Origin of the sequence: Kluyvera sp. CHPC 1.251 (genome assembly GCF_036759945.1) — a bacterium.
Lineage (GTDB): Bacteria > Pseudomonadota > Gammaproteobacteria > Enterobacterales > Enterobacteriaceae > Kluyvera > Kluyvera sichuanensis.
On the sequence record NZ_JAPKIC010000023.1, the window covers coordinates 1 to 10,794 of the forward strand.

The 10,794-nt window shown below is 55.0% G+C and carries 7 protein-coding genes; 4 read left to right on the forward strand and 3 right to left on the reverse strand.

Annotated elements, in window-relative coordinates; genetic code table 11:
• Positions 1-110: 110 nt before the first annotated feature.
• The 3 genes from V6940_RS22470 to V6940_RS22480 form a co-directional block, all read right to left on the reverse strand.
• A complete protein-coding gene (locus V6940_RS22470; protein WP_333497388.1) occupies positions 111-1,379 on the reverse strand; it encodes a DNA cytosine methyltransferase in 1,269 nt (422 codons plus the stop codon).
• 1,084 nt (positions 1,380-2,463) lie between these two features.
• The gene (symE, locus tag V6940_RS22475; protein ID WP_333497389.1) at positions 2,464-2,799 is read right to left on the reverse strand and encodes an endoribonuclease SymE; all 336 of its coding nucleotides are present in this window, start codon (positions 2,797-2,799) and stop codon (positions 2,464-2,466) included.
• A gap of 225 nt (positions 2,800-3,024) precedes the next feature.
• Positions 3,025-3,777 carry an AraC family transcriptional regulator gene (locus tag V6940_RS22480; protein ID WP_333497390.1) on the reverse strand — a complete coding sequence of 251 codons (753 nt, stop codon included), beginning with the start codon at positions 3,775-3,777 and terminating at the stop codon, positions 3,025-3,027.
• 178 nt (positions 3,778-3,955) lie between these two features.
• Here V6940_RS22480 and V6940_RS22485 point away from each other — a divergent pair, with 178 nt between their 5' ends.
• The 4 genes from V6940_RS22485 to V6940_RS22500 are packed head-to-tail and all read left to right on the forward strand — an operon-like array spanning position 3,956 to position 10,562.
• Entirely contained in the window at positions 3,956-6,091 is a 2,136-nt protein-coding gene (locus V6940_RS22485) for a TonB-dependent siderophore receptor (RefSeq protein ID WP_333497391.1), read from the forward strand.
• Between the two features lie 2 nt (positions 6,092-6,093).
• Positions 6,094-6,951: an iron-siderophore ABC transporter substrate-binding protein gene (locus tag V6940_RS22490; protein ID WP_333497392.1), complete on the forward strand. Its 858-nt coding sequence runs from the start codon at positions 6,094-6,096 to the stop codon at positions 6,949-6,951.
• Positions 6,944-8,935: a Fe(3+)-hydroxamate ABC transporter permease FhuB gene (gene fhuB, locus V6940_RS22495; protein WP_333497393.1), complete on the forward strand. Its 1,992-nt coding sequence runs from the start codon at positions 6,944-6,946 to the stop codon at positions 8,933-8,935. The genes V6940_RS22490 and fhuB overlap by 8 nt, the downstream gene beginning before the upstream one ends.
• A gap of 31 nt (positions 8,936-8,966) precedes the next feature.
• Positions 8,967-10,562, forward strand: a complete 1,596-nt coding sequence (locus V6940_RS22500; protein ID WP_333497394.1) for a cyclic peptide export ABC transporter — start codon at positions 8,967-8,969, stop codon at positions 10,560-10,562.
• Positions 10,563-10,794: the final 232 nt, after the last annotated feature.

Here is a 10,794-nt window from a genome sequence, read left to right on the forward strand (position 1 = left end):
GATGCGTGATCTGATCCTTCAACTCAGCAAAAGTTCGATTTATTCAACAAAGTCCATAAATTATTAAAAATGATTAATGAATAAAATTTGGCCCTTTAGGGCCAAATTTATTAAAATAACTCATCCTGAGTTTCTTCTTCAAGGTCGTAGTAAGAAACATCACCACTAAATACTTGACCATTTTTAAAGAAAGATCTGGTTCTAATATGGGGTCTAATGTGGGATTCTGTATAATTTGGGTTTGCAAAATCAGCGACATTATTTTTTTGTATACGATTAAGAAGTTCCATGGCAGCTTCCCCTGCAACTTTTCCTAATCGGACAGGGACCGCATTGCCAATCTGTCTGAATTTTTCTGTAGTTGTACCCTCAAACTTCCAGTGATCAGGGAATTCTTGTATAGCGGCAGCTTCACCAACAGAAATAGCCCTTAGTTCAGTTGGATGGCACATGCTCGTCCCTGCATGATTTGGCATGGTAACTACTGTTGGTGAAGGAAACTGGAAAGATAGTTTTCTCCAGTAAGCACTTCTTCCCCCCTTGAGGTACCAACTTTTTCCCATAGATTCTTTTTGCATTTCTTCTGTCATACTTCGCCAGTTTCCCCCTGGCGGAACCATAGATAGATATTTCAGTTTTCTTGGTGAAAAATTCATAACGTCTGGATACTTATCAATAAAACCACTCTCAGGGCCAATTACATCCCCCAAAGTTTTGAATGGGGGGAGATTATCCTCTGCTCTATTGCTGAATAAAGGGCTAGCGAAATTAGCTTTCATTCCGAAACGATTACCAATTAAAATAACACGCTCCCTAATTTGAGGGGCTCCATAGTTAGCCGCATTAACTACAAAACAATCGACATGATAACCTAATTTATTAAATTCTTTAGCAACTCTTTTAATTAGAGAGCCTTTTTCGAAAAATGATGGTTCGACTATATCTAATAGTTCTTTCTTTTTAGACGCTGGAACTATTGACATTGATAATAAACCACGTACGTTTTCCATTATGAAAACCTTAGGGCTAACTTCTTTAATCATTCGAATGTATTCGAAAATAAGTTGTCCCCTGGCATCCTCTAAACCTAATCTATTTCCAAAAACACTAAATGCCTGGCATGGTGGGCCACCAGCAATTAGGTCTATTTCTTCTTTGTCCTTTACACCGGCAAGTCGCAATAATTCAGAGCCAGTGCAGTCAACAATGCTGCCCTCGAAAATTGCAAGATTGGGCTTGTTAGTTTTAATTGTTTTTAGCGCAGCTTTGTCCTGTTCAACACAGGCTACAGGCTCAAAGCCTGCTTCTTCAAGACCTAAATCTAAACCCATTGCGCCACTAAACAGCGAAATAAACTTTTTACTAGACAAATTAATCACCTACATACTTTAGCAGCCAAATCCTAGTATATTGTAAAGGATTAACCCCAATCCTCAACTCCAGTTTAAGTGATCTTAACAGAATCTTACCTGCAGAGATCCTTTGAAAGTTAATAGAACGCTGGTGCGCAATGTCCTCCCTCCCACGCCTACCCGCTTCCGGGGGGCTTTTTTTGCGGTTTTGAGCAGCCTGTCGGCACATGAAAATCTGGTTTTGTGCAATCGTATGTTTTGCTCGACAGTTGCCTCTCTATGCTCAGTCCTGTCGAAATCGATGGTTGTCAGAATATCCCGGCTATCTACTGCATAATGAATCTCTCCTCTGCTAGCCATATGAGCATATAAAACCACGCGAAAATTCGCGGTGGCACAACCAAGGGCAGTCAATGTATGTGAGCAATACGACAAAATCGCAATATCGCATTTGATGCACAAGTAAATGAATTGCAAGCTATTAAACTCTGTCCACAACGTAAGTACGATGCGGAGGCTGCACGAGCATAAGAGTAAGTGAGATGTGAAGCTCAACTACTTTCCGTAGGAAAGGATAGCTATAAATAGCATTCAATTAATTGATATAAAAGGGTGTTGCCATGGTAGGTACGGTTAATCTTCCTCATACATGTCCTAACTGTAAACGCACAACTGCTCATACAGCTACACAACTTCAAACCCTCTTCGGATTCAGGACTATTCCTTCGGGCGCAACAAACCAAAGTTGGTGCCGGGAATGCCGTTCTAACAAAAAGTAGGGGTAGCTATAACTATAACGAAGAACCAGCTCAAATCCATGCTGGTTCTTGATACTATTATATAATTTGTCTTCTACCTTATGAAAAAATTTTGTTACTTTAACCTACTGTCTCCAACATAATCAAAGTCTATATCGTTCAGGTTTTTATTTTTGAAAGACGATAACCTTGCAGGTTTTAATTGTTTTTTATAACTGTATTTTTCGTTATTTAATGTTGCATAGTATACTGAAGGAATAATGATATTATGAATATGTCGTATTAGAATAATTATTTAAACATCGTGTTTGCAGCCAACAAAAAAGGCGCCTCTCAGCGCCTAATCCAATCCCTTAACCCCGACTCCCTTTCCCCCCAATCACCCCAATAAACTCCCTAACCTGCCTCCGCTTCCGCACCGACAACTTCCCCACCACCCGCGCCGTCTCGAGCACCTCGTCAGCTTCATCTTCCACAGCCGTCAGCACCATACACCCCTTCATCACCCGCACCTCAACCTTCGTGCCGGTGGCAAACCCTGCCGCTTCCAGCCATTGCCCCTTCATCATCACCGCCGGAACGCGATGGTAATCTGGCGCGCGGCTCGCATAACTCACGGTCAAATTCCGCTTATTTCCATCCACTACTTCTGGTTCAAACGAATCTACAATACAATCGACGTCAGTCATGGTTACTATTCTCTCTTAATAGCAATTGTGATTAGCGATGCGGGCGTGTTGGCGCACACCCGCATCGCGCAAAATAACACCTGTAAATATACCCAGTGTGGAAAATAAAAGCCAGCCGAAAATAAAACGTAATAAACGCCATTAAATATAAAACCGGAAGCCATTATTAATATTATCTATTAAAAACAGTCCCCGTATTAATAATAAAAATAGATAACCATAAAATCACGACACTACCATCGCCGCCTGAATATACCGCTGTGGCGACACTCCCAGCTTCTTCCTGAACATCGCAATAAATGCACTCGCGCTGGCATAACCCAACTCCTGCGCCAGCGTATTCACCGCCACGCCGCGTGCCAGATTACACACCGCTTCCAGCAGGCGAATCTGCTGCCGCCATTCGGAAAAACTCAGGTGCGTCTCTTCGCGAAACAGGCGCGCCAGCGTGCGTTCGCTGGCCCCGACCTTTTGCCCCCACCAGGCGAGGGTCGCGGTATGATCCAGCTCCCGGCACAGCGTATCGCAGACCTGGCGCACCCGGCGGTCGCTTGGGAGGATCACGTGGCACAGCGCGGCGGCGGGTAAACGCTGTAGCTCGTCGGTCAGTAGCGCCTGAAGCAGGGCCATCCGCTCTGGGGGAATGGCGTCTTCAAGCCCGGCATTAATCAGGGTGTGGAGTAGGGGAGTGGCGGCCAGGCCGCGGCACTGATTGCCAAACAGGCGGGAAGCCTGCGGGCTAAGGTACAGGTTCTGTGTCACGACGCGATCCACGGCCTGAAGCCCGTGCGGCAGTCCGCCGGGTAGCCAGATTGCGCGGCCGGGCGACAGCAGCCAGATATGCTGCGGGGTGACGATTTTCGCCACGCCGCTGAGCGGATAAATCAGCTGCCCCTGCTCGTGCTGGTGAACCGGCTCTTCGCTGCCTGGGGCGTATTTGAGCTGGCGCAGCCCTTCAATCGCCTGTGGAATGGTCATCTTCACCTGCCCTCTGTCTGATTCTCACCATTTATGCTTACTGCTGCGTTTAGAGACAACTTTTGTCCGTATGGCGACATCCTGATGGCCAGTAACGCCATTCTGCCACGGAAGGGCTTCTCTTTTAAACTTGAATAATTATCATTTCCATCCAATTCTAATAACAGTCGGAAATGCTATGAATCAGGTTGGCAAGCTTTTCAGGGATAAACCGTTGAAAGTACTGGCATGTACGATCATCGCAGGGTACAGCGGGCAAGCGTTCACTGCGGATAACGGTCACGATAGCACAAAAGAACAGACAATAGTGGTCACCGCCGCGGCACCGTCGCAGGGGCAGGATGATGAGAGTTCACTGGTGGCGCACAACGCGGCTGCCGGAACGAAATCCAGCCAGCCGATAAGCCGCACATCGCAAAGTATTGCCGTCGTTACACAGGCGCAAATCGCGGCGCAAGCGGCGAAAAACATTCCGGAGGCGCTGCGCTATGTCTCCGGCGTGGCATCGGAAAACGCCGGGCCAGATACCCGTTTTGACACTATCGTGGTGCGCGGTTTTGAAGCCGATGAATATCTCGATGGCCTGCGCCTGCCGCGCGAAGCCTGGTGGAGTCGCCCGGCGTGGGACCCGTTCCTGCTGTCGCGCATTGAGGTGGTGAAAGGCCCATCGTCGGTGCTGTACGGCCAGGCCAACCCGGGCGGGGTGGTCAATATGGTGAGCAAAACTCCGCAGGCCCAGCCTGGCGGAGAAGTGTATATGTCCACCGGCAACAACAACCTGTTTGGCACCGGTTTTGATGTCACCGGCCCGCTGACCGACGACAACACGCTGCTTGGCCGCGTGGCGGGGACCTTCTTCGATACCGAAACGCAGGTCGACCACACTCGCTATCAGCATTACGACATTGCGCCATCCTTCACCTGGCAGCCGAGCGATCGCACCAGCCTGACGGTGCTGGCACAACTGCGTAAAGACCCGGACAGCGGCTTCTACAACCAGATGCCCACCTCCGGCACGCTGACCTATAACCCGAACGGGCAGATCTCCAGCAAGTTCTACGGCGGCCAGCCAGGCTTTGACAGCTATGAACGCAAGCAGGGCAGCATCGGCTACCAGTTCCGCCATGACTTTAACGACACGGTGACCTTCCGCCAGAACCTGCGCTATATCAGCAGCACTGGCGATTACCTGATGGTCTACCCGTGGGGCGTTCATGCCGATGCGCCGCTGATCGACCGCTACTCGATGAACCTGCAGGAGACCATGGTCAACTTCGCCGTGGATAACCAGGCGGAGTTCCATCTGCAAACCGGCCCGGTACAGCATACGCTGCTGGCCGGGATTGACCGGATGCATAGCTCGGTGCGCAGCCGCGCAGGCTACGGTGATGCGAGCCCGATTAACTACCTCAACCCGGATTACAGTACCCCGGTTGAAGTGCCAGCCTTCACCAGCAGCACCCACTCCACGCTCGATCAAACCGGGTTCTACCTGCAGGATCAGCTTGAATGGGCAAACTGGATTATGAATCTGGCCGGGCGTTATGATGCGGCGAAAACCAAGAGCACCAACCTGCTGACCGACGCGCGTACCGAAAGCAACGACTATGCGACCACCGGGCGCGCCGGGCTGCTGTATCACTTCGATAACGGTTTAGCGCCGTACGTCAGCTACTCGACCTCGTTCGTGCCGAGCAGCACGACCGATTTTTATGGTCACGGCTTTAAGCCGACGGAAGGCAAGCAGACGGAAATGGGCCTGAAGTACGACCCGGTTGGGCTGGATGCGTTGTTTACGCTGGCGCTGTTTAACCTGCGGGAAACCAACGTCGCAACGCCGGATCCGGATCACGCCAACTACAGCGTGCAGACCGGTGAGATCCGATCTCGCGGGATCGAGCTGGATGGCAAGATCAACATCACCCCAGCCTGGTCTGTGCTGGCGTCCTACGCATTGACCGATCCGGAAGTGATCAGTGCGAACGACGGCACCGAAGGTAAACATCCGGTCGGTATTGCGCGCAACAGCGCCAAGCTGTGGACGCAGTATGCGCTGAGCGGCCCACTGGACGGCTTCTCCATCGGCGGCGGCGTGCGCTATGTCGGCAGCAGCTATGCCAACACCGACAACAGCCTGAAGGTACCGGCGGCGACGGTCTACGATGCGCGTCTGGGCTACGACTGGCGTGAATGGGGCGTTGCGCTGAACGCGGCGAACCTGACCAACAAAACCTACCTCGCCACCTGCCAGAACAACGGCTGTGAATACGCGATGAAACGTCAGCTGACGGCGACCGTTAGCTACAAGTGGTAACGATGCTCTCACGACGCACGTTATTAACCGCAGCACTGCTGGCTCCCGCGATGTCGTGGGCCGGGAGTGCTGCGGCCCCGCAGAAGCTGGCGGTGCTGGACTGGGGGCTGACGGAGATGATCCTCGCGCTCGGTATCACGCCTGCTGGCGTCTCGGCGCCCGACTGGTATCGCAAACTGATCCCGCAGCCTGTGCTGCCTGCAACGGTGCAGGATTTAGGGCTGCTGTTCCAGCCGAACCTCGAAACGCTGTACGCTTTAAAGCCCGACCGCATTGTGATAACCCCTCAACATACGTTGCTGAAGCCCGCGCTGGAAAAAATCGCACCGACGCTGACGCTACCCACCCACGGGCTTGCTTCCTTTATAGATGCTACGCGTCAGCTTGGTGATGTCTTCGGACGAGAAACGCAGGCGCAGGTGTTGCTCAATAACCTGCAATTGCAGCTAGCTCGCGTGCGCAAGGTTGCCCAGACGGTGAGGCAACCGGTGTTCTGCGCCACGCCCGTTGATGCGCTGCATCTGCGGCTCTACACCCCGGGAAGTTTGCCTGGCGATGTGCTGGCCGCTTGCGGCCTGTGCCATGCCTGGCAGGGGAGCCGTGGGGCGGAAGGGACGGTGCTGGTGGAGTTGACCAGCATTGCCACGGTGGACGCCCGGCTTATCCTGCTGGTTGATGACGACAAGCGTGATGCCGTTGCCCGCTGGCGGCAGAGCGCGCTGTGGCAGCGCCTGCCGGTGACGTCACGGTATCCGATGGCGGTGATTGAACAGCCGATTAGCGATACCGGCGCGCTGACCACCGCCGGACGCCTCGCCGATATCCTCTATCCCTTTGTTGCGGGGTGGCGCGATGCATGAACCCTATTCCCGCCGTCTCTCATGGGGGCTCATCACGCTGCTGTGGCTGGCGGCGCTGTTGCTCGCCGGTAATGACGTGCTGCGCGAGGGCGGCCTGCGGGCGCTGCTGTATGCCAATAACCTCCAACCCACGGCGATTATTCTGCACAGCATGTGGCTGCCGCGGCAGGGCATGGCGATTATCGGCGGGGCGACGCTCGGGCTCTGCGGCTGGTTGATGCAGCGGGCGCTGCGCAATCCGCTGGCGGAGCCGATTACGCTTGGCATGACTTCCGGCGCGACGCTTGCGCTGGGGCTAGCATCGCTCTGGTTCCCACTACTACTGACCGAAGCCAAAATGGCGGTGGTGGTCGTGGGGGAACTGGCCGCGCTGCTGCTGGTGCTCGCGCTGAGCTGGCGGCAGCGGCTCTCGCCTTTAGTGATGATCCAGGCCGGGATGATGATCAGCCTGTGGTGCGGCGCGCTGACGATGCTTATTGCCATCATCAATGACCGTTTCCTGCTGACCGTGTTGATGTGGGGCGGCGGTTCGCTGGCGCAGGAGGACAGTCATCTGCTGATGTCGCTGCTGCCCTGGCTGGCGCTTTGCCTGCTGGTGCTGGCTTTTTTGTGGCGACCGCTGGAGCTGCTGCAACTGCCGGAAACCATGGTCAGTAGCCTGGGTGCCTCGCCGCTGAAAATTCGCAGCGCCGCGGTGCTGCTGGCGCTGGTGATGAGCGCGCTGGTGGTCAATGCCGTTGGGGTGATTGGTTTTATCGGCCTGGCCGCGCCGCATCTTGCCCGCTTTGGCGGTGCGCGCACGTCGCGTCAGTTGATGCTGCACAGTGCGCTCACCGGGGCGGGGCTGCTGTGGTTTACCGACCTCTGCGTGTCCCGGGTTTCGCTATTGAACGGTCAGTTGCTGCCGGTGGGCATGCTGACCGCGCTGACCGGCGGGCCGCTGTTGATCCTGCTGGCGCGTCATGCCCGACAACATGTTCCGGATACTTCCCCGTCGCCGCTGACGGCGGATGCCTCAACCCACCGCTGGGTGCCGTGGCTCGCCGCTGCCGTACTGCTTATCGCCATTGTGGTTTCACTCTGTCTTGGGCTGGGCCTCGGGCACTGGCATTGGGCCAGCCATGAGGAGCTGACGCAACTGCTGCCGCTCAGGGTGCCGCGCCTGCTGGCCGCCATCAGCGCCGGGGCGCTGTTAGCGGGCGCGGGGGTATTGATGCAACGCGTAAGCGGCAACCCGCTGGCGAGCCCTGAAGTGCTGGGCATCGGCGGCGGCGCGGCGATGGGGGTCACCGTTTATATTCTGCTGTTCCCTACTCAGGGTAGCGCCTTTCTTCTATTAAGCAGCCTCGCGGGGGCGCTGATCAGCTTGTTACTGACGATGTGGAATAGCCGACACAGCGCGTTTAACCCTCAACGCGTGTTGCTTAACGGGCTGGCGCTGAATGCGCTATGCCAGGCCGCTGTCAGCATTGTGATGCTCAATAACCTCTCCGCCAGCGCGGTGCTGCTGCCGCTGATGACCGGCAGTACCTACTACATCAGCGCCTCTCTGGCGCAGGTGCTGTTTATCGCCACGCTGGTGCTGCTGGTCATCACGCCGCTGTTTCGTCGTTGGCTGGTGCTGCTGCCGATGGGCAGCGTGGCCGGTTCGCTAGGCGTCTCGCTGCCGCGTGCCCGCTTCAGCGTGCTGGCGCTGGCGGCGCTGATGACCGGGCTTGCCACCTTATTAGTGGGGCCGGTGTCGTTTATCGGGCTGCTGGGCCCGCATCTGGCGCGCCGGGTTGGCGTGAAGGGCGTACTGGCGCAGCTCTACACCGCGGTTCTGCTTTCCGCATGCATCATGACCGTTGCCGATTGGCTGGGGCGCAATGCGCTCTATCCGCGTCAGCTGCCGGTGGGGCTGGTGGCATCGCTCATCGGCGTGCCGCTGCTGGTCTGGCCGCTGATTCGTGGCAGAAATAGGCCGTCATCTCATCAGACGTAATAAAAGAAGCAAACTATAAAAAGGAATGAGTATGTCGTTGTTGTTGATGTTGTTTCGGATGGTCGGCGGCTGGCTGCTGCTGGCCGTGGTTGCCGGGCTGATTAGTGGGCTGAGCAATGCGTCGCTGCTGGCGATGATTAACCACAGCCTGAATCTGCCGCTAGCGCACGGCTGGCTGGCACCGGGAATACAGTTTGCGCTGCTGGCGTGCCTGATGCTGGCAACCCGCGTTATCTCGCAAACCACCTTTATGTATCTTGGGCAGAGGGTAAAGGCGCGGCTGCGCAGTGAATTGACGCATCGGGTGAGTGAAACCCGCTGGCTGCAGCTGGAGCGTTCCGGGATGGCGCGGACTATCTCGGTGCTGACGCAGGATCTCGATACGCTGGTGGTCTTTTTCGTCAACCTGCCGAATCTCTTCATCTATAGCGCGGTGATCCTCGGGTGCCTGATTTACCTAGCGACGCTTTCTTTTAGTGTGCTGGGGCTGGCGCTACTGGCTATTGCGCTCGGTACGCTGGGGTATCAGGCGGCACACGGGCGCGCGCTTGGGCTGCTGCGACAATCCCGGCGACGGGAAGATACATTGATTCAACAGTGCAAAACGTTGTTCGACGGCGGGCGCGAATATCGGCTTAACGCCGCGCGTCGGCGGCATTTTGTGGACGGCGAACTGGCGGAGAATATTGAAGCGGTGCGCCGGGAGCGGACGCGGGGTTACATCCTGTATGGGCTGGCGACGAGTTGGGGTAGCATTCTGTTCTTTGTGTTTATCGGCCTGGTGCTGTTTGGCCTGCGCGAAGCGTTAACGCTGCAACCTGCGGCGATTACCGGCTATGTGATGATCTTCCTTTATATGATTGTGCCCGTCGAGGGTGTGCTGTCATCGCTGCCGACTATCGCCAGCGCGCGGGTGGCGATGCAGCGGGTGCAGCAACTTCAGGCGGCGCTACCGCCGGAGCAGGCGCAGCGTCCGTTGCCAGAAGTGCCATTCACCTCGTTGGCGCTGGAGCAGGTGAGCTATCAGTATCAGGGAGAAGATGGTGAACGCTTTACCCTGGGGCCACTTGACCTGACGTTTAATCCTGGTGAGCTGGTCTTTATCGTCGGCGGCAACGGCAGCGGGAAAACAACGCTGGCGAATCTGCTGGTGGGGATCTATCCGCCCGACAGCGGAACGCTGCGCTTAAACGGCCAGTGGGTTGCCGATGACCAACAGGAGGCATATCGGCAATGCTTCTCGGTGGTGTTCAATGATTTCTTCCTTTTCGATAACGTGGCGTTTGTGCATGAGCGCACGGCGGAACAGGTGGGGGAGTTACTCGAACGGCTGAAGCTCAGCCATAAGGTCCGTTTTGCCGATGGACGTTTCTCTACGACGGCGCTCTCGCAAGGGCAGCGCAAACGGCTGGCTTTGTTGCAGGCCTGGCTGGAAGCGCGGCCTATCTATCTGTTTGATGAGTGGGCCGCCGACCAGGACCCGGAATTCAAAGCGGTGTTTTACCAGGAAATCCTCCCAGCGCTTAAAGCTGAGGGGAAAACCATTATCGCGATCACCCATGACGATCGCTATTTCCACCTTGCGGACCGGATTATCAAGCTCGAGTCAGGGCGTATTGTCGAATAGTGGTGGCTGAGATAAGCCATTTTCCCTCTATATAAAGAAGGGGGGATACGCAGAGATCATATGAATAGATGAATTTTGTGGATAACTCTGTGTGTAAATGGGTATAAGGCGGGGTTCTGCTGGGGATTGCAGCAGTCAGTCATTTTTCTGCAATTTAAGGGTTGCGGCCCTGAAGAAACTCCCTATAATGCGGCCCCACTGAGACGGAACAACGGCAAACAAGCCGCCGGGT

Excerpts from the sequence above, each read along its gene's own strand:
- symE (WP_333497389.1), bottom strand. The coding sequence starts at position 2,799 with ATGACTGACGTCGATTGTATTGTAGATTCGTTTGAACCAGAAGTAGTG.
- V6940_RS22480 (WP_333497390.1), bottom strand. The coding sequence starts at position 3,777 with ATGACCATTCCACAGGCGATTGAAGGGCTGCGCCAGCTCAAATACGCC.
- V6940_RS22485 (WP_333497391.1), top strand. The coding sequence starts at position 3,956 with ATGAATCAGGTTGGCAAGCTTTTCAGGGATAAACCGTTGAAAGTACTG.
- V6940_RS22490 (WP_333497392.1), top strand. The coding sequence starts at position 6,094 with ATGCTCTCACGACGCACGTTATTAACCGCAGCACTGCTGGCTCCCGCG.
- fhuB (WP_333497393.1), top strand. The coding sequence starts at position 6,944 with ATGCATGAACCCTATTCCCGCCGTCTCTCATGGGGGCTCATCACGCTG.
- V6940_RS22500 (WP_333497394.1), top strand. The coding sequence starts at position 8,967 with ATGTCGTTGTTGTTGATGTTGTTTCGGATGGTCGGCGGCTGGCTGCTG.